Below are 18257 nucleotides of genomic sequence, written 5' to 3'. Positions count from 1 at the left end.
GGGGGGGGGGGGGGGGGGGGGGGGGGGGCGGGGGGGGGGGGGGGGGGGGGGGGGGGGGGGGGGGGGGGGGGGCCCCCCCCCCCCCCCCCCCCCCACGGGGGTGGGGCCATTCGGCGGTAGGCCGTACGACGTGCGACGATGTGCGGCATGTCGCAGCAGCCCCCCGTTCGGAGCACCGGATCACCGCCGTCGCGTCCGGACGCGTCGATGTCGCTGCTGAACAACGTGATCGACCACGCGCTGGACGACGGGTACGCCGAGGCGACCGCCCGGCGGGCGGCCGAGGGCGGTGGGCTGCCCCGTGGGCTGCGGGCGAAGCTCGGTGTCGCCGCCGGTCTGGTGCTGGCCGCCGCCGTGGTGACCGTGGGTGCGGCCGAGGCGCGGATCTCCGCGCCGGTCGTCGCGAAGGAACGACAGGACCTGATCGACCGGATCGAGGGGGAGACGAGCGCGGCCGACGGGCTTGAGCAGGACGTCGAGCGGATCCGGGCCGAGGTCGGGGAGCGGCAGCGGCAGGCGTTGCAGCAGCACGGCGGTGACCAGGGAGGTCTGGTGGCCCTGCTGTCGGGTGCGACGCCGGTGCACGGTCCCGGGGTGAAGCTCGTCGTCGACGACGCCAAGGGCACCGACTCCGGTGGTGGAGGGCCGCGCGCGAGCAGTGGCTTCACCGACACGGGCCGGGTGCGCGACCGGGACATGCAGCGGATCGTCAACGGGCTGTGGGAGTCGGGCGCCGAGGCGGTCGCGATCAACGGGCAGCGGCTGACCTCGCTGTCCGCGATCAGGGCCGCCGGTGACGCGGTGCTCGTGGACAACAAGCCGCTGGTGCCGCCGTACACCGTCCTCGCCGTGGGCGACGGGCGGAAGCTGAGCACCACGTTCCAGGACAGCGCGGACGGTCAGTACCTGCACGCGCTGGTGGAGAACTTCGGGATCAGGAGCAGCATCTCGGCCGAGGGCGACGTACGCCTGCCGGCCGCGCCGAGCCTGACCGTACGTACCGCAGAGCCGAGGAGGACCGGGGCGGCCACGCCGTCCGGCCGGGCCACGGCCGACACAGGGAAGGGCACATCGTGATCGCCGTACTTGGCCTGATCGTCGGAGTCGTGGTCGGACTGTTGGTCCGTCCCGAGGTTCCGGCGGTGGTCGAGCCCTATCTTCCGATCGCCGTGGTCGCCGCCCTCGACGCGGTCTTCGGCGGTCTGCGGGCCATGCTCGACGGCATCTTCGTCGACAAGGTCTTCGTGGTCTCGTTCCTGTCCAACGTGGTCGTGGCCGCGCTGATCGTCTTCCTCGGCGACAAGCTGGGCGTCGGCTCGCAGCTGTCGACCGGTGTGGTGGTCGTGCTCGGCATCCGGATCTTCTCCAACGCGGCTGCCATCCGGCGCCATGTCTTCCGGGCGTGAGGCCGATGAGCGACGGATTCCAGAACCCGCGGGAGCCCGAGGGCCCCGGGGGGCGCGAGGGTACGGGCGGGCCGCGAGGACCGGGGAAACCCGGGGACGGCGCCGGGCCGGGGGAGCCGGAGGAGGTCCGCGAGTCCGTCTACGGCGGGACCGCCGACCATGACGTCCGGGTGGCCGTGCCGCCGGCGGAGGAGCCGAGCGGACGGCGGAGGCTGGCCTCCGCGCTGTGGCCGCCGCGGGTGACGCGGGCTCAGCTCATCGTCGCGCTGCTGCTGTTCGGTCTCGGTCTGGGGCTCGCCATCCAGGTGTCCTCGACGAGCGAGAACAGCGCGTTGCGGGGGGCGCGCCAGGAGGACCTGGTCCGTATCCTCGATGAACTCGACGACCGCACCCAGCGTCTCGAGGACGAGAAGGCGCGGCTGGAGAAGCAGCGTTCCGAGCTGGAGTCCAGTTCGGACCAGGCGGAGGAGGCGCGGAAGCAGACCCAGGAGAAGGAGCGGCAGCTGGGCATCCTGGCCGGTACGGTGGCCGCGGAGGGGCCCGGGATCATGCTGACGGTCGGTGATCCCAGTGGCGTCGTGGAGTCGGACATGCTGCTCGACGCGATCCAGGAGCTGCGTGCCGCGGGCGCGGAGGCGATCCAGGTGGATGGTGTCCGGGTCGTCGCGGACAGTTATTTCACCGGTAGCGGTGATGACATGCGGATCGATGGAACGAAGGTGACCGCTCCGTACGTCTTCAAGGTCATCGGCAAGCCGGAGGATCTCGAGCCCGCGCTCAACATTCCCGGCGGTGTCGTGCAGACCCTGGAGAAGGAGCAGGCCACGGCCACGGTGGAGCGGTCGGCGAAGATCGTCGTCGATGCCTTGCGACCCGCGAAGCGGCCTGACTACGCTCAGTCGTCCTCGCCGTGAGAGGGGGACAACGGGGGCCCCGCGACAAGCGCACGGAGTTGCGGGGGGTCGGCGCACCACAACGGTGGTGCGTGGTGGAAACTGTCCGGAGGATACGGACGTTGTGAAGGTGTCCGGGTCGGCAGGTGTGATGGATCTCGGTTCGTCCTGCCCCACGGGCGGGTCTGTTTCGGTCAAGGGGAATCGCCCGTGAAGTTGTTTGCGAAGTTGTTCGGCAAGAGCGCGCGTGAGGACGGCGGCAGCGCCAGGCACCGCGCGTCGCGCCATGCCCAGAGCGAGGAGCAGGGCGGCGAGCGTCCGCTCTTCCGCGATCAGATCGGCGGTCAGGGCGGTGATGTTCCGGGCAATCCGGGCGCGTCTTCCGTTGACCAGGCCGGGGCCGCCCGCATAGGTTTCGGAGAACCATCGACCTCAGGTGCGGGTGGAGGGTTCACCCCGGATCCGTACGCGACACAGACCTCGGCGGGTCAGCCGCGGCAGGAGGATGCGTCCATGCCGGTGTGCACGAGGTGCGGTCACCGCAACACGGCCGACAGCCGCTTCTGCTCGCAGTGCGGTACGCCGCTGCGGGGCGGGGCGGTCGCCGAGCGCGCTTCGGAGACGACGTCGACGATCTCGATCTCGGGTCTCGAGGCCTACGAGGCGGAGATCACCGGCCAGACGAAGCTGCCCTCGCTCTCCCCGGAGGCGCTGGCCGCCGTGGAGGCGCTGCCTTCCGGTTCCGCCCTTCTCGTGGTGCGCAGGGGCCCCAACTCCGGCAGCCGGTTCCTGCTCGACGGCGAGCTGACCACGGCGGGCCGTCACCCGCAGAGCGACATCTTCCTGGACGACTTCACGGTCTCCCGGCGGCACGTCGAGTTCCGGCGGGGTCATGACGGCGGTTTCACCGTCTCCGACGTCGGCAGCCTCAACGGTACGTACGTCAACCGTGAGCCGATCGACTCGGCCGTCCTGTCCAACGGTGACGAGGTGCAGATCGGCAAGTACCGGCTGGTCTTCTACTCGAACCGGCGGGGCGTGTAACGCCTCGGAGAAGCCTTCAGGGAAGGTCCATGCTGCGAACACCGACGGGCGGTGCCGGGTCCGGCGCCGCCTCCGCGGGCGACCGGCTGGTCAGCATCGGCACGGTGCTGAACCAGCTGCGCGACGAGTTTCCCGAAGTGACCATCTCCAAGATCAGGTTTCTGGAGGCCGAGGGGCTCGTGGAGCCCCGCAGGACGGCCTCCGGGTACCGGAAGTTCAGCCCGCAGGACGTGGAGCGGCTCGCTCTGATCCTGCGGATTCAGCGGGACCACTACCTTCCGCTGAAGGTCATCCGTGAGCACCTCGACGCCCTCGCCCGGGGCGAGCAGGTCGAGCTTCCCGCACCCGGACGCCGGAAGGACCTCGTGGAGGGGGCCTGGGAGCCCGGGACGGAGCCGCCCACCGTCGGCCGGCTGGGCCGGGCGGAGCTGCTGGCCGCCGCCGAGGCGACCGAGACGGAACTTGTCGAGTGGGAGTCGTACGGCCTGGTCTGCGAGATGGCGGGCGGCGGGTACGACGCCGAGACCGTCACGGTCGCCCGGCTCGTCGCGGATCTGGGGCGTTTCGGTCTCGAACCCCGGCACCTGCGGTCCGTGAAGGCGGCCGCCGACCGCGAGGCCGGACTGATCGAGCAGGTCGTCGCGCCACTGCGCCGGCACCGCAACCCGCAGACCAGAGCCCATGCGGAGGCCACCGCCCGGGAGCTCGCCGCGCAGTCGGTACGGCTGCACGCGGCTCTCGTCCAGACCGCCCTGGGCGTGCGGCTCCAGTGAGCCCGGGGTGGGCGGAGCGGGGGCCCGACTATCCAAACCGGGCGGGCACGTCCTAGGGTTGCTGTGTGAACGAGCTCGACGTTGTGGGTGTCCGGGTGGAAATGCCCTCCAACCAGCCGATCGTGCTCCTGCGTGAAGTGGGAGGCGATCGGTACCTCCCCATCTGGATCGGACCGGGGGAGGCGACCGCGATCGCCTTCGCCCAGCAGGGGATGGCGCCACCGCGGCCGCTGACGCACGACCTTTTCAAGGACGTGCTGGAGGCCGTGGGACAGGAACTCACCGAAGTGCGCATCACCGACCTGCGCGACGGTGTCTTCTACGCGGAGCTGGTCTTCGCCAGCGGGGTCGAGGTGAGCGCCCGCCCCTCCGACGCGATAGCCCTCGCCCTGAGGACCGGCACGCCGATCTTCGGCAGCGACGGTGTCCTGGACGACGCCGGCATCGCGATCCCGGACGAGCAGGAGGACGAGGTGGAGAAGTTCCGCGAGTTCCTCGACCAGATCTCACCGGAGGATTTCGGGACCAACAGTCAGTGAGGCACGGCGCCGTCGGCACGGGCCGTTCGCGGGGCGCGGACAGGACATTCGAGTAGCCTTTCCCCGAAGAGAGACACGGGAAACCACTCTCAGGGTGATTATCACTCGGCGTGCCGAGTGTGGCGATCGTTGACGCACCCCGAGTGACTGCCTACCTTCGTGTGGGCAGGTCAAGGACGGAGGGTCGGCGTGATGAGCAGCGCGGACGGTACGGCAGGGAGCTCGCCCGGACGCGTGTCCGGGGGGAGCGGTCCGTATCCGCTTCACGGCAGTGCGGGCGACTTCGGTGCGGAGACCGACACGGGGCAGGGCCAGACGGGCGAGGCGGTCGGCTACCGCGGGCCGACGGCCTGCGCAGCGGCCGGGATCACCTACCGGCAGCTGGACTACTGGGCGCGCACCGGGCTCGTGGAGCCGAGCGTGCGGCCCGCGTACGGTTCGGGGACCCAGCGGCTCTACAGCTTCCGTGACGTCGTCGTACTGAAGATCGTCAAGCGTTTCCTCGACACCGGGGTCGCCCTCCAGAACATCCGGGCCACGGTGCAGCACCTGCGCGCGCGGGGCTTCCGGGACCTGGAGCGGATGACGCTCATGAGCGACGGCGCCACGGTGTACGAGTGCTCCTCGCCGGACGAGGTGGTCTCCCTGCTCCAGGGCGGGCAGGGCGTCTTCGGCATCGCCGTCGGTGTGGTGTGGCAGGACGTCGATGCCGCCCTCTCGCAGCTGCACGGGGAGCGGGTCGACACGGGGGAGACCCTCGTCGGGCACAACCCGGGGGACGAGCTGGCGCGGCGCAGACGGGACCGGGCGGTCTGAGCCCCCGCCGAGGGGGCCTGACGGCCCGCTGAGGGCCCGTAGCGGGCCCGGTGAGGCCTCCCCCTGGCGAGGGGGCCCGGCCTCGGCCCTGAGCCCGGCACTCCGGCGGGTGACGCCGCGCCGGAGCCGCGTTGTCAGTGGCGTAGGGCAGCATCGGACGGGTGAGAGCCGCGCCGACGATCCTGCATCTCGACATGGATGCGTTCTTCGCCGCCGCCGAGCAGGCGGCGAAGCCCAGCCTGCGCGGAAAACCGGTGGTCGTGGGCGGGCTCGGGCCCAGGGGCGTGGTCGCGACCGCCTCCTACGAGGCCCGCCGCTTCGGCGTCCACTCGGCGATGCCGATGGGCCAGGCCCGGCGGCTCGCGCCGAACGCCGCCTATCTCGTGCCGCGCTTCGCCTTCTACCGGTCGATCAGCGAACAGGTCATGGAACTGCTCGGACGGCTCTCGCCGCTCGTCGAGCCGCTCAGCCTGGACGAGGCCTTCGTCGACCTGGAGGCGGGGGGCGTCGCCGACGACAGCGCGAGCGCGCGGGCGGCCGGGGAGAAGCTGCGGACCGACATCCTGGCGACGACCGGGCTGGCCGGGTCCGTGGGGCTCGCCGGGTCCAAGATGATCGCGAAGATCGCCTCGGAGGAGGCCAAGCCCGACGGGCTGGTGCTGATCGAGCCCGGTACCGAGCGGGAGCTGCTCGGGCCTCGTGCGGTGCGGATCCTGCCCGGAGTCGGACCGGCGACCGGGGAGCACCTCAGAAGGGCCGGGATGACCACCGTGGCCGATCTCGTGGAGGCGGGCGAGGACGAGCTCGTACGGCTCCTCGGGCGGGCGCACGGGACCTCGCTGCACCGGATGGCCCGGGGGTACGACGACCGGGCCGTGGTGGCCGAGCGGGACGCCAAGTCGGTGTCCGTGGAGGACACCTTCGACGTCGACCTGCACGACCGGGTCCGCATCCGGGTGGAGGCGGAGCGGCTCGCGGAGCGGTGCGTGGGACGGCTGCGGGCCTCGGGCCACTCGGGGCGGACCATCGTCCTCAAGGTCCGGCGGTACGACTTCTCCACCCTGACCCGGTCCGAGACGCTCCGGGGGCCCACCGACGACCCCGGGGTGGTGCGCGAGGCGGTCGGACGGCTCCTCGACGCGGTGGACACGACCGGGGGCGTACGGCTCCTCGGGGTCGGGGTCAGCGGGCTCGCGGACTTCACCCAGGAGGACCTGTTCGCCCAGGCCGAGGCGCGGGCGGAGGCGGAGACCGGGGCGGTGCCGGGGGAGCCGGAGAAGGACGGGGGCGTCGGAGGAGGCGAGGAGGACGGGCCGGGTGCTTCGGGCGCCGGAGCGGGGGCTGCCGGTGGGGACGCCGTCGAGGAGGCGGCCGGGAGCGTGGAGCGGCACTGGGCGCCCGGTCACGACGTACGGCACACGGTGTACGGGCCCGGGTGGGTCCAGGGGAGCGGGGTCGGTCGGGTCACGGTGCGGTTCGAGGAGCCGGGTTCGGCGCCCGGTCGGGTCCGTACGTTCGCCGTGGACGATCCGGACCTGGTGCCGGGGGAGCCGCTGCCGTTGGTGGGACGGGGACCTGAGTGAGGGGTTCGGCTTGAGGAGCTTGAGCGGCTTGGGGGCCTTGGAGGTCTTGTGGGGCGGGTGAGCCCCACGGGAGGGCCGGCGGGATGAGCCGGGTGGGGCGGGAGCGCTCGTACCGGTGGTCCGGGCGCTCCCGGGTCACTCGTACCGACTCAGCGGGGTGTCACGGGCCGTCCTGGCCCGCGAGGCGGCCGAAGTCGGCGTCCGGGGGCGGCGGAGGGAGCGTCATGCTGTAGTGGCGGTAGAGCTGGAGCTCCTGCGCGGGGGAGAGGTGGCGGCCCACCCCGAAGTCCGGGGCGTCCTTGATGAGGGCGCGCTCGTAGGGGATGCGGAGGCCCTCCCCGGTCAGCTCGCTCGGCTCCAGCGGGACGAAGGCGTCCCGGCTGAACAGGCCGGTGCGGACCGCGGCCCATTCCGGCACTCCGGTCGCGTCGTCCAGGTACACCTCGTCCACGGTTCCGATCTTGTGTCCGTTCCGGTCGAACGCCTTGCGGCCGATCAGGCTGCGCGGATCGATATCGGTCTGCACGGTCCCTCCAACTGGTCGCAACTCCTCTACACCCCTACGAAAGTGCACATCTGGGATGTCGGCCACTTGAGCGACGGGAGTCACAACGGCGCTGGTAGGCTGGCCGTGGCTGTCGACCCCGTGCGGGAGAGTCCCCCGGAGAAACCTTCCGGTGGGCGCCGAAGGAGCAAATCCTCCCCGGAATCTCTCAGGCACCTGTACCGCGCGGACGAGGTCACTCTGGAAAGCAGAGCGGTGCCTGACGGCACACGCTCTCACCGACGGTGAAAGCCGGGGTGCCGCGAGGCGTCCCGGTGAAACTCTCAGGTTGACATGACAGAGGGGGAGGCCGTCCGGGTACCCGCGCCGCGGTGCCCCTCGCAGGTCGTGACGACCAGGAGGCCTCCGTACATGACCGCCAACCGCACTCCGCTCTCCGAGCTCGAACAGGGCATCCCGTTCGAGCAGCGGCACATCGGCCCCGACGCCGAGGCGCGTGCCAAGATGCTCGCCCAGGTCGGATACGGCTCGCTCGACGAGCTGACGGCCGCCGCGGTGCCGGACGTCATCAAGAACACCGAGGCGCTGAGCCTGCCGGGCGCGCGCACGGAGGCCGAGGTCCTCGCCGAGCTGCGTGACCTCGCCGACCGCAACCAGGTCCTCGCGCCGATGATCGGCCTCGGCTACTACGGCACCTTCACCCCGCCGGTGATCCTCCGCAACGTCATGGAGAACCCGGCCTGGTACACCGCGTACACGCCGTACCAGCCGGAGATCTCCCAGGGCCGCCTGGAGGCCCTGCTGAACTTCCAGACGGTCGTCGCCGACCTGACCGGCCTGCCCACCTCCGGTGCCTCCCTCCTCGACGAGGGCACCGCCGCCGCCGAGGCCATGGCCCTGTCCCGGCGCGTCGGCAAGGTCAAGAACGGCGTCTTCCTCATCGACGCCGACGCCCTGCCGCAGACCGTCGCCGTCATCCGGACCCGTGCCGAGCCCACCGGCGTCGAGGTCGTCGTCGCCGACCTGAGCGGAGGCATCCCCGCCGAGATCGCCGAGCGCGGTGTCTTCGGCGTACTGCTCCAGTACCCGGGCGCTTCCGGCGCCGTCCGCGACATCAAGGCGGTCGTCGACCAGGCCCACGGGCTCGGCGCGATCGTCACCGTCGCCGCCGACCTGCTCGCGCTCACCCTGCTCACCTCGCCGGGCGAGCTCGGCGCCGACATCGCCGTCGGCACCACCCAGCGCTTCGGCGTCCCGATGGGCTTCGGCGGCCCGCACGCCGGTTACATGGCTGTCCAGGACAAGCACGCCCGCTCCCTGCCCGGCCGTCTGGTCGGCGTCTCCGTCGACGCCGACGGCAACCGCGCCTACCGGCTCGCGCTGCAGACCCGCGAGCAGCACATCCGGCGCGAGAAGGCCACCAGCAACATCTGCACCGCCCAGGTGCTCCTCGCCGTCATGGCGGGCATGTACGCCGTCTACCACGGCCCCGAGGGCCTCCGGGGCATCGCGCGCCGCACCCACCGGTACGCCGCGATCCTCGCCGCGGGCCTCACCGCCGGTGGCGTGGAGCTCACCCAGGGCGCCTTCTTCGACACCCTCACCGCCCGGGTGCCCGGCCGGGCCGACGCGGTCGTGGCCGCCGCCCGCGAGGCCGGGGTCAACCTCCACCGCGCCGACGCCGACCACGTCTCCATGTCCTGCGACGAGACCACCGGGCGCGCCCAGCTCGCCGCCGTGTGGGGCGCGTTCGGCGTGACCGCCGACATAGAGGCCCTGGACGCCGCGACCGAGGACGCGCTGCCCGCCGGGCTGCTGCGCTCCGACGACTACCTGACCCACCCGGTCTTCCGCACGCACCGCTCCGAGACCTCGATGCTGCGCTACCTGCGCAGGCTCGCGGACCGCGACTACGCGCTGGACCGGGGCATGATCCCGCTCGGCTCCTGCACGATGAAGCTGAACGCGACCACCGAGATGGAGGCGGTGACCTGGCCCGAGTTCGGCCAGATGCACCCCTTCGCCCCGGTCGAGCAGGCGCAGGGCTACCTCACGCTCATCACCGAGCTGGAGGAGCGCCTCGCCGAGGTCACCGGCTACGACAAGGTGTCGATCCAGCCGAACGCCGGTTCCCAGGGCGAGCTGGCCGGTCTGCTGGCCGTCCGCGCCTACCACCGCGCCAACGGCGACGAACAGCGCACCGTCTGTCTCATCCCGTCCTCCGCGCACGGCACCAACGCGGCCTCCGCCGTGATGGCCGGCATGAAGGTCGTCGTGGTGAAGACCGCCGACGACGGCGAGGTCGACGTCGAGGACCTGCGCGCCAAGATCACCCAGTACCGCGACGAGCTGTCCGTGCTGATGATCACCTACCCGTCGACGCACGGCGTCTTCGAGGAGCACGTCGCCGACATCTGCGCCGAGGTGCACGACGCCGGTGGCCAGGTGTACGTGGACGGCGCCAACCTCAACGCGCTCGTCGGGCTCGCCAAGCCGGGCCACTTCGGCGGCGACGTCTCGCACCTGAACCTGCACAAGACCTTCTGCATCCCGCACGGCGGCGGCGGCCCCGGCGTCGGCCCGGTCGGCGTCCGCGCCCACCTCGCTCCGTACCTGCCGAACCACCCGCTCCAGCCCACCGCGGGCCCGGAGACCGGTGTCGGCCCGATCTCGGCCGCCCCGTGGGGCTCGGCGGGCATCCTGCCGATCTCCTGGTCGTACGTGCGCCTGATGGGCGGCGAGGGCCTCAAGCGCGCCACCCAGGTCGCGGTGCTCGCGGCGAACTACGTCGCCAAGCGTCTGGAGCCGCACTTCCCGGTGCTCTACACCGGCCCCGCCGGTCTGGTCGCCCACGAGTGCATCGTGGACCTGCGCCCGCTGTCCAAGGCGACGGGCGTCACGGTCGACGACATCGCCAAGCGCCTCATCGACTACGGCTTCCACGCCCCGACGATGTCGTTCCCGGTGGCCGGCACGCTGATGATCGAGCCGACCGAGTCCGAGGACCTCGCCGAGATCGACCGCTTCTGCGACACCATGATCGCGATCCGGGCCGAGATCGAGAAGGTCGCCTCGGGCCAGTGGCCCGCCGAGGACAACCCGCTGCGCAACGCCCCGCACACCGCCTCGGCGCTGGGCGGCGAGTGGAACCACGCCTACAGCCGTGACGAGGCCGTCTTCCCGGCCGGTGTCTCGGCCGCCGACAAGTACTGGCCGCCGGTGCGCCGCATCGACGGCGCGTTCGGCGACCGCAACCTGGTCTGCTCCTGCCCGCCGCTGGACGAGTACGACCACTGAGCACGACGGCGGCCGTGACCACGGCCGCCGGGCAGGACACGAGGGCCGGTCCGGAGAACTCTCCGGGCCGGCCCCGGTCTTTCCCCGCCGTCCCCCACGACCGGCCGGCCTTCGGGCCCTTCCCGTACGGCGGGAGTCCGCGGGCTCAGCCGGCGGTCGTCACCCGACCGTCGTCAGCGGCCGGTGCGGGGCGACGACCCGGCCGTCCGGCAGCAGCTCACCGGTGTCCTCGAAGAGCAGGATGCCGTTGCACAGCAGGCTCCACCCCTGCTCCGGGCGGTGTGCCGTCAGACGGGCCGCCTCGCGATCGGCGGACTCGGCGGTGGGACAGGCAGGCTGGTGCTGGCACATGGGTGAGCTCTCTCGCTGTGTCGTGATGGATGTCCTGCGGCTCGTGGCGCTCATGGCCGCCCCCGTCGGTCGGTTCGGTTCCGGTCCCAGTCTTGCCCCACGGACGGACTTCCGCAGGCATTTCGCGGCAGCTCGTCCTCTCCCGTGAAGACGCGTCACCCGCAGGGGCGGTTCAGCTCAACTGCACCATCTCTTCGGGTGGTTCGGGGTGGTCCCAGTGGGCTAGTCCGTCCGGGAGAAGCGTTCGGCGGGAGCGTTCGGACGGGGGATCCGGACACCCGTGCGCCCCGTGACCCTGGTGGGTCACGGGGCGCACGGGGCACGCGGACAGGGGTCAGGCGGGTGTGGGGGAACCCCGCAGCGGCGGCGGCGCGAGACGGGTGTTCAGGACCGGCAGGAGGTCGGCGACCTGGTAGGCGTGGTGGGCCGCGATCCCCGGCGGGGCGGGGGCCAGCGGCACCATCAGGTCGGCGGCGGCCGGGGTGGTCGCGGTGCCGTGCGTCTCGGGCCCGGCGTGCAGCCACAGGGTCAGCATGTAGAGCTGCGGCACCGAGAGCAGCCGCGGCCGGTAGGTGACGGGCAGCGCCTCCGCCTGGAGCAGGGCCTGCTCGGTGGCGGTCACGTACGGCCCCTCGAAGAAGTGGGAGAACGTCCAGCCGTCGGGGGTGAGCATGGTGTCGGCGGCGGCGATGGCCCGGTCGCCGTGCCGGATGAGGAAGCGCCAGCCGGCGAGCCGGGTGCGCGGCGGCCTGCCGGGGGCCCCGGCCGCTCCGAGGACGTGCACGGGCAGGGGGCGTTCGGGGCTCAGCGGTCCCTGCGCGTCCCGCAGCGCGGGTGTGCGTGGCTCGCGGACGGCGGTCGGCGAGCCGAGGGCCGCGAGGACACTGCGCAGGGCCGGCGCGGGGGCCGGGGAGGGTCGGAGCATGATGGGTCGCCTCTCACTCAGGAGACACGGTGACGCGTGGGCAGGTACGACGGCGCTGTCGGCGGCGGGGCCAGAGAGGGGCCATGGGTTCATGACCGGGCGCCAACACTCTGCCTCGTCCACGGAGTTTATACGACACGTGTTCACACAGTGTTTCCGCTAGACGTCGCGGGTATTCCTGGCAAGGCGTCATCTGGCCGTAGAAAAAGGGCAGGAGAAGCGGAATCCTACGCTGCCGCCCACGTCGGGCCCGGTATTCCGCACAGAGGTGGACGGCTGAATTCCGATCCCCGGTTCCAGGACAATACGACAGTGGTACGTACCGGTCGCCCTTGCCCGGGGAATGTGCCCGCGAGTGCCGCATCCAGCCTATCGTCCGGCGTCTCGCCGCCGCAGGCGTTGTCGATCAGTCGGCTGGGCATCATGGTCCGAGACGCGCGGCCGCCGTCGCGGCCGCCCACTCGGGGAGGGACGCTTCGATGGGCGAGAAGGTCGTGGCCGACGGGTTCGGTCCGTCCGACCGGCAGGACTACCGGAGAAAGCTCCAGCAGTGCCTCGCGGGACTGGCGAGGCTCCTCGCGGAGAAGAGGTTCGACCGGCCGCGCAATCTCATGGGAGTGGAGATCGAACTCAATCTCGCAGGCCCGGACGGACTGCCCCGGATGCTGAACGGTCCTGTTCTCGAAAAGATCGCCAGCTCCGATTTCCAAACAGAACTCGGCATGTTCAACCTCGAAGTGAACATAGCGCCCCACCAGCTCGGCGGGAGGGTATTCGACCGGCTCGCCGAGGAGATCGGAACCGGAATCGGATATGCCGACCGCAAAGCGGCGGAACTCGACGCGGGCGTCGTCATGATCGGCATCCTGCCCACGCTCACCCAGGACGACCTGGTCCCGGGCAACCTGTCCGCCGCCGACCGCTACACGCTCCTCAACGACCAGATCCTCGCCGCCAGGGGAGAGGACTTCACCCTCGACATCCACGGCGTCGAACGGCTGCTCTGCACCTCGGAGTCGATCGTCCCCGAGGCCGCCTGTACATCGGTGCAGCTGCACCTCCAGGTGACACCCGCCCGGTTCGCCTCCGTCTGGAACGCGGCGCAGGCCGTCTCCGGCATCCAGATCGCGCTGGGCGCCAACGCGCCCTTCGTCTTCGGCCGCGAGGTGTGGCGGGAGTCCCGGCCGCCGCTCTTCCAGCAGGCGACCGACACCCGGCCGCCGGAGCTCCAGGCCCAGGGCGTCCGGCCGCGCACCTGGTTCGGGGAGCGGTGGGTGGACTCGGTGTACGACCTCTTCGAGGAGAACCTGCGCTACTTCCCCGCGCTGCTGCCCCTGTGCGACGAGGAGGACCCGCTGCTCCTCCTCGACCGGGGCGAGGTGCCGCAGCTCCATGAACTCGTCCTGCACAACGGCACGGTCTACCGCTGGAACAGGCCCGTGTACGGCTGGGTCGACGGCGTCCCGCACCTGCGGGTGGAGAACCGGGTGCTGCCCGCCGGGCCGACCGTCACCGACGTCATCGCCAACGCCGCCTTCTACTACGGGCTCGTGCGGTCCCTGGCCGACGATCCCCGGCCGGTCTGGAAGCGGCTGGCGTTCGAGGACGCCGAAGCCAACTTCGACACGGCCTGCCGCCACGGCATCGAGGCCGAGGTGCGCTGGCCCCGCGCGGGCCGCGCCGGTGGCGTCACCACCCTCCCGGCGGTCCGGCTGGTCCTCGACGAACTGCTCCCGCTGGCCGCGGCCGGGCTGGACGCCTGGCACATCGAGCCCGCAGACCGGGACTTCTACCTCGGAGTGATCGAGCAACGCTGTCTGCGCCGGGTGAACGGCGCCTCCTGGCAGGCCGACACCTTCCACCTCGCGCTGGACTCGGGCCTCGACCGGGCGGCCGCCCTCGCGGCGACCACCCGCAGGTACCGGACGCTCATGCACGCCGGGGAGCCGGTGCACACCTGGCCGACGGGGATCGGCTGAGGCGGGGGGCCGGGCGGCCGGGACCGGCGGCTGTGGTGGGGTGGCGGCCCCGGGCGCGTACAGAAAGAGACGCGTATGGAGAGGGACGCGGACCTGTGCGGGGGCGCGTTCCCGTGCGGGCAGGGTGACCGTCGGCCGTGACGGCCGGTCATGGCAGAGTGGGCGCCGGTCGCCGCAGCGGCGTCCGTCCATGACCGGAAGTGGGGACAGGCGTGGTGTCCGAGCAACGAGTGAATGACGCCGTCCTGCCCCCCGACGGGCTGTCACGCCGGGTGCTGCGCTCCGAGACGCTCCTCGTCCTCGCGCTCTCCCTCGGGGCGAGCGGAGTCTCCTCGCTGATCAGCTTCATCGGCTCGCTCACCAGGACCGGGGCGCTGAAGGAGCAGGCGGCGACGCTGAACGGCTCGTACGCGCCCGGCCGCCCGTGGCTCGACCTGTCCTGGCAGCTCTTCGGCATCGCCACGGCCCTCGTGCCGGTCCTGCTCGTCGCCCATCTGCTGATGCGGGAGGGCGCCGGGTTGCGGGCGATCGGCTTCGACCGGACCCGGCCCTGGCCCGATCTCGGGCGCGGGACGCTGCTCGCCGCGGGCATCGGGAGCGCCGGTCTGGCCTTCTACCTGGCGGCGCGGGCGGGCGGCTTCAACCTGACCGTGGTGCCCGAGTCGCTGCCGGACGTCTGGTGGAAGTACCCGGTCCTGATCCTCTCGGCGGTGCAGAACTCCGTCCTGGAGGAGGTCATCGTCGTCGGCTATCTGCTCCGCAGGCTGGGGCAGTTGGGGTGGACCCCGATGGCCGCCCTGGTGGCCAGCTCGGTGCTCCGCGGCTCGTACCACCTGTACCAGGGGATCGGCGGCTTCATCGGGAACGTGGTGATGGGCGTGGTCTTCGTGCTGCTCTACCGGCGCTGGGGCCGGGTCGGGCCGCTGGTCGTGGCGCACGCGCTGCTCGACATCGTGGCCTTCGTCGGATACGGGCTGCTCGCGGGAAAGGTCGGCTGGCTGCCGACGATGTGAGGCGGTCGAGCCGGAGGGGGCGTACGGGATCTTCGTACGCCCCCTCCGTGTGCGCGGGCCCCGTGCTTCCGGTGGGGGCTCGCGCGGTCCGGGCCCGGCGGAGGTCAGGCGTGCAGGTCGCCCTCGATGACGGTGACCGCGTGGCCGTTGAGCAGGGTCCGGTCGCCGCGCAGCCGGGTGCGGACGAGTCCGGTGCGGGCGCCGCCCTGGCGGCCGACGAGGTCGTCGCGGCCGAGGCGGGCCGACCAGTGGGGGGCGAGCGCGGTGTGGGCGCTGCCGGTCACCGGGTCCTCGTCGATGCCGACGGCGGGGAAGAAGCCCCGGGAGGCGAAGTCGTACCCCAGGGTGGGGTCCTGGGCGGCGGCGGTCACGACGATCCCGCGCGGGGAGAAGCCCCGCAGGGCCCCGAAGTCCGGGGCGAGGGCGCGCACGGTGCGCTCGTCGCGCACGTCGACCAGGAGGTCCCCGACGTGTGCGGCGGTGTCGTGGACCGCGAGGACCTCGGCGCCCAGCGCCTCCGCCAGGCCGTCGGGGGTGGGCACGGGGGTGAGGGAGGAGGTGGGGAAGTCCATGGTGATCGTGCCGTCGGGCTCCGCTGTGGCGCCGAGGACGCCGCAGCGGGCCGCGAAGCGGACGGTGCCGGTGGCCGTACCGGTGGAGTGCAGGACGTGGGCGGTCGCCAGGGTGGCGTGGCCGCACATGTCGACCTCGGTGGTCGGGGTGAACCAGCGCAGGGCCCAGTCGGCCTCGCCGTGGCCGGCGGGCAGGGGGTGGGCGAAGGCCGTCTCGGAGAGGTTGACCTCGGCGGCGACCCGCTGGAGCCAGTCGTCCTCGGGGAAGGAGTCGAGGAGCAGGACTCCGGCCGGGTTGCCGGAGAAGGGCCGGTCGGTGAAGGCGTCGACGATTCGGATGCGCATGGCCCGAAGGTACCGGGGGCGGTTTTCGGGGGGCCAAGGCCAATCGGGGAGAAGTGGATCGCTCTGTCCCACTGGCACCAGGTGACCGCCTCGCACCGGGTGACCCCCTCGCGTCGGACGACTCCCTCGCGCTGGGCGGATTCTCCGTAGCGGACGTCCCCCTCGCGCCGGAGATCTCTCGCACCGGTCGGCTCTCTCGTACCGGGCGCCTTCCGCACGTCGGGCGTCCCTCTCGGTCGGGACGCCTTTCTCGCACCGGACGCCTTCCCCGCTCCGGTGCGGGAGTGCCCGCCCGGCGCGGGTGCGCGGGGCGGGCGGGTGTGCGGTGGTCAGCCGAGGGGCAGGTCGAGGTGGGCCTCGGTGCCGGTGGTGGAGCCCACGCTCAGGGTGGCGAGGTCGGGGTTGGCGTCGGAGTAGAGCTTGTCCTTGGTGTTGACCACGAGCAGGACCTTGTGGTCGGCGGCGATGTCGTAGGCGGCGGCCTGGAGGTTCCAGGACACGTCGACGGCCTTGCCCGGCTCGGCCCCGGTGAGGGTGTGGGGTTCGTGGGTGATGATGCGGGCGGTGCCGTCGGGGGCGAGGTCGAAGAGGTAGGCCACCAGCGTGGCGGACTCGGCGGCGGGGGTGAGGGTCAGATGGACCCGAGGGATGCCGCGCACCCGGCGGGCTCCGGCGGCCGAGGTCCAGGTGGCGAGGTAGCGGCGGTCGAACTTCCCGGTGGCGTAGGTCTTCGGGTTGCCCTTCCACTCCTGCTGGCCGGTGGTCAGCAGCTCGTCCACGGCCGTCGCCTCGGTGAGCCGACCGGTGGTGAACGACGCCTTCCACCCGGCTGCCGGGGAAGCGCCGAGCGCCCCGTCCTGGCCACCGCTCCCGCCCGCCAGATACAGCCGCTCGGTCTTCTCGGTCACCTCGGCCCAGCTCGCGCTCGATTCGCGGACGGTGGGCTCGAACATCACCTGGCTCTTCACCGGCTCCCAGCCGGGCACCTCGTTGTCGACGCCCAGGACGTGGTGGTCGAGCCAGGCGAGGGCCTCCTCGACCGGGACGTTCGGGCCGGGGACGGTCAGCCCGGCGCCTTCAGGAGCGGCGTGGTCGCCGATCCACAGGTTGAGGTGCTTGGGGACGGTCAGCGCCTCGAAGGTGGCCAGGGCGCCGTTGACCGGGAACAGCGTCTCGTGCCAGGTGTTGGAGTAGAAGGTCGGGACGCCCCGGGCGTTGGTCTCCTCGATGTACGAGCGGGGTGAACGCTCCAGGGCCCAGGCCCGTACGTCGTCCAGTTCCCGGCCTTCGCGGAACTCGTCGAGGAGCTGCCGGGTGGCGGGGTCGAACTTGCGGTCCTCGGGGCCGCCGGTGAATGCCGCCAGGGTGTCCACGGCGGCCACGTGCGGGGTGTCGTTGCCGAGCAGGGCCTCGGCCAGGTCGCCCCAGGTGCTGAGCGCCACCACCGCGTCGACGCGGCCCGCCGGGTCGTGGGCGGCGACCAGCTGGCTGATGCCCGATCCGTAGGACTCGCCGAGGAACGCGATGCGGCTGGGGTTGAAGTGCCGCTGCGCGTAGTCGATGACGGTGGAGCCGTCGGCCCAGTCGGAGGGCCCGGCCACGTCCACCGTTCCGCCGGAGGTGAACGGGCCGTCGATGTACCTGCCGCCCGGGATCGGGAAGGTCTGGCCGATGCCGCGCGGGGTGTAGGCCAGCACGTGGTAGCCGCGCAGCGCGAGGCGCAGGTACAGGTACTCGAACAGGACCCAGCCGAAGGGGGTCCAGCCGGCCGGCACGATGACGACCGGGCGCGGCTCGTCGCCCTTGAGCTTGATGGTGTGCGCGGAGAGCTTGGTCCCGTCGTGCGCGGTGATCCTCGGGGCTCCGATGCTCGCGGTCCGCTGGACCCGGGTGACGAGTTCCTGCAGTTCCGTGGTCAGGACCGTCCGCTCGGCGGAGCCCGACAGCGTGGCGAACAGGGCCTCGCCCACGGCGGCGGCGTCGGCCGAGACCTCCGTGCCGGAGGCCCAGAGTCCGGAACTCCTCAGCTGCGCCAGCTGGTTCGCGGTGACCGGAGTGATGCCGTCGTCCTCGGGAGTGCTCATCTGCGACTGCCTTTCGCGGAGTGCGGGAGGGTTCGCGCCTCATGATCACCGCGCGCGCCGTCGCACACCGGCGCAGTACGAGTCGTTCACCGGAAAGGCTTGCTTCGCCCTGGGGGGCTTGACGGGAGGTCG

General features: G+C 72.0%; 16 protein-coding genes and 1 riboswitch. Of the genes, 11 read left to right on the top strand and 5 right to left on the bottom strand.

Going from position 1 to position 18257, the window contains the following annotated elements:
• Positions 1–147: 147 nt before the first annotated feature.
• The 8 genes from ACIRQY_RS34320 (at position 148) to ACIRQY_RS34285 (ending at position 7054) form a co-directional block, all read left to right on the top strand.
• Positions 148–1077, top strand: a complete 930-nt coding sequence (locus tag ACIRQY_RS34320) for a DUF881 domain-containing protein (RefSeq protein ID WP_403932387.1) — start codon at positions 148–150, stop codon at positions 1075–1077.
• Positions 1074–1406, top strand: a complete 333-nt coding sequence (locus ACIRQY_RS34315; protein ID WP_351795270.1) for a small basic family protein — start codon at positions 1074–1076, stop codon at positions 1404–1406. The genes ACIRQY_RS34320 and ACIRQY_RS34315 overlap by 4 nt, the downstream gene beginning before the upstream one ends.
• Before the next feature lie 5 nt (positions 1407–1411).
• Complete coding sequence (locus ACIRQY_RS34310; RefSeq protein WP_403932384.1) at positions 1412–2320, top strand: DUF881 domain-containing protein; 909 nt, start codon at positions 1412–1414, stop codon at positions 2318–2320.
• Between the two features lie 81 nt (positions 2321–2401).
• A complete protein-coding gene (locus ACIRQY_RS34305) occupies positions 2402–3343 on the top strand; it encodes an FHA domain-containing protein (protein WP_351795362.1) in 942 nt (313 codons plus the stop codon).
• A 29-nt stretch (positions 3344–3372) separates the two neighbouring features.
• Positions 3373–4116 (top strand): MerR family transcriptional regulator, encoded by a 744-nt coding sequence (locus ACIRQY_RS34300; protein ID WP_403932381.1) that lies wholly within the window; start codon positions 3373–3375, stop codon positions 4114–4116.
• A 65-nt stretch (positions 4117–4181) separates the two neighbouring features.
• Entirely contained in the window at positions 4182–4655 is a 474-nt protein-coding gene (locus ACIRQY_RS34295) for a bifunctional nuclease family protein (protein ID WP_017238433.1), read from the top strand.
• A gap of 192 nt (positions 4656–4847) precedes the next feature.
• The gene (locus tag ACIRQY_RS34290; RefSeq protein WP_351795279.1) at positions 4848–5471 is read left to right on the top strand and encodes a MerR family transcriptional regulator; all 624 of its coding nucleotides are present in this window, start codon (positions 4848–4850) and stop codon (positions 5469–5471) included.
• Positions 5472–5632: 161 nt separating this feature from the next.
• On the top strand, positions 5633–7054 hold the full coding sequence (locus ACIRQY_RS34285) for a DNA polymerase IV (RefSeq protein ID WP_403932378.1): 1422 nt from the start codon (positions 5633–5635) through the stop codon (positions 7052–7054).
• A 160-nt stretch (positions 7055–7214) separates the two neighbouring features.
• Here ACIRQY_RS34285 and ACIRQY_RS34280 read toward each other — a convergent pair whose 3' ends face one another.
• A complete protein-coding gene (locus ACIRQY_RS34280) occupies positions 7215–7580 on the bottom strand; it encodes a PRC-barrel domain-containing protein (RefSeq protein ID WP_351795285.1) in 366 nt (121 codons plus the stop codon).
• A gap of 113 nt (positions 7581–7693) precedes the next feature.
• Positions 7694–7793: riboswitch (glycine riboswitch) on the top strand.
• Positions 7794–7970: 177 nt separating this feature from the next.
• On the opposite strand from ACIRQY_RS34280, the gene gcvP reads away from it, so the two are divergent.
• Complete coding sequence (gene gcvP / locus ACIRQY_RS34275) at positions 7971–10856, top strand: aminomethyl-transferring glycine dehydrogenase (RefSeq protein ID WP_403932375.1); 2886 nt, start codon at positions 7971–7973, stop codon at positions 10854–10856.
• A 159-nt stretch (positions 10857–11015) separates the two neighbouring features.
• Here the strand turns inward: gcvP and ACIRQY_RS34270 are convergent, their stop codons facing one another.
• Both ACIRQY_RS34270 and ACIRQY_RS34265 read right to left on the bottom strand, forming a co-directional pair.
• On the bottom strand, positions 11016–11207 hold the full coding sequence (locus tag ACIRQY_RS34270) for a DUF5999 family protein (RefSeq protein ID WP_351795289.1): 192 nt from the start codon (positions 11205–11207) through the stop codon (positions 11016–11018).
• 334 nt (positions 11208–11541) lie between these two features.
• Complete coding sequence (locus ACIRQY_RS34265) at positions 11542–12132, bottom strand: hypothetical protein (RefSeq protein WP_403932372.1); 591 nt, start codon at positions 12130–12132, stop codon at positions 11542–11544.
• A 479-nt stretch (positions 12133–12611) separates the two neighbouring features.
• On the opposite strand from ACIRQY_RS34265, the gene ACIRQY_RS34260 reads away from it, so the two are divergent.
• Positions 12612–14111, top strand: a complete 1500-nt coding sequence (locus ACIRQY_RS34260; protein WP_351795294.1) for a glutamate--cysteine ligase — start codon at positions 12612–12614, stop codon at positions 14109–14111.
• A gap of 230 nt (positions 14112–14341) precedes the next feature.
• Positions 14342–15124, top strand: coding sequence for a CPBP family intramembrane glutamic endopeptidase (locus ACIRQY_RS34255; RefSeq protein WP_403932390.1), 783 nt, complete (start codon positions 14342–14344; stop codon positions 15122–15124).
• Between the two features lie 104 nt (positions 15125–15228).
• On the opposite strand, the gene ACIRQY_RS34250 is transcribed toward ACIRQY_RS34255, so the two are convergent.
• Together ACIRQY_RS34250 and ACIRQY_RS34245 are read right to left on the bottom strand one after the other, a co-directional pair.
• The gene (locus tag ACIRQY_RS34250; protein WP_403932369.1) at positions 15229–16041 is read right to left on the bottom strand and encodes a PhzF family phenazine biosynthesis protein; all 813 of its coding nucleotides are present in this window, start codon (positions 16039–16041) and stop codon (positions 15229–15231) included.
• Positions 16042–16370: 329 nt separating this feature from the next.
• Positions 16371–18125 carry a CocE/NonD family hydrolase gene (locus tag ACIRQY_RS34245; RefSeq protein ID WP_403932366.1) on the bottom strand — a complete coding sequence of 585 codons (1755 nt, stop codon included), beginning with the start codon at positions 18123–18125 and terminating at the stop codon, positions 16371–16373.
• Between the last annotated feature and the right edge of the window lie 132 nt (positions 18126–18257).

The sequence above is a fragment of the Streptomyces sp. NPDC101490 genome (assembly GCF_044767145.1).
GTDB lineage: Bacteria > Actinomycetota > Actinomycetes > Streptomycetales > Streptomycetaceae > Streptomyces.
The sequence above is the reverse complement of the archived record's forward strand: the minus strand, read 5'-3'. Positions and strand labels throughout refer to the sequence as shown.

Excerpts from the sequence above, each read along its gene's own strand:
- ACIRQY_RS34250 (WP_403932369.1), bottom strand. The coding sequence starts at position 16,041 with ATGCGCATCCGAATCGTCGACGCCTTCACCGACCGGCCCTTCTCCGGC.
- ACIRQY_RS34265 (WP_403932372.1), bottom strand. The coding sequence starts at position 12,132 with ATGCTCCGACCCTCCCCGGCCCCCGCGCCGGCCCTGCGCAGTGTCCTC.
- gcvP (WP_403932375.1), top strand. The coding sequence starts at position 7,971 with ATGACCGCCAACCGCACTCCGCTCTCCGAGCTCGAACAGGGCATCCCG.
- ACIRQY_RS34270 (WP_351795289.1), bottom strand. The coding sequence starts at position 11,207 with ATGTGCCAGCACCAGCCTGCCTGTCCCACCGCCGAGTCCGCCGATCGC.
- ACIRQY_RS34245 (WP_403932366.1), bottom strand. The coding sequence starts at position 18,125 with ATGAGCACTCCCGAGGACGACGGCATCACTCCGGTCACCGCGAACCAG.
- ACIRQY_RS34310 (WP_403932384.1), top strand. The coding sequence starts at position 1,412 with ATGAGCGACGGATTCCAGAACCCGCGGGAGCCCGAGGGCCCCGGGGGG.
- ACIRQY_RS34300 (WP_403932381.1), top strand. The coding sequence starts at position 3,373 with ATGCTGCGAACACCGACGGGCGGTGCCGGGTCCGGCGCCGCCTCCGCG.
- ACIRQY_RS34290 (WP_351795279.1), top strand. The coding sequence starts at position 4,848 with ATGAGCAGCGCGGACGGTACGGCAGGGAGCTCGCCCGGACGCGTGTCC.
- ACIRQY_RS34260 (WP_351795294.1), top strand. The coding sequence starts at position 12,612 with ATGGGCGAGAAGGTCGTGGCCGACGGGTTCGGTCCGTCCGACCGGCAG.
- ACIRQY_RS34320 (WP_403932387.1), top strand. The coding sequence starts at position 148 with ATGTCGCAGCAGCCCCCCGTTCGGAGCACCGGATCACCGCCGTCGCGT.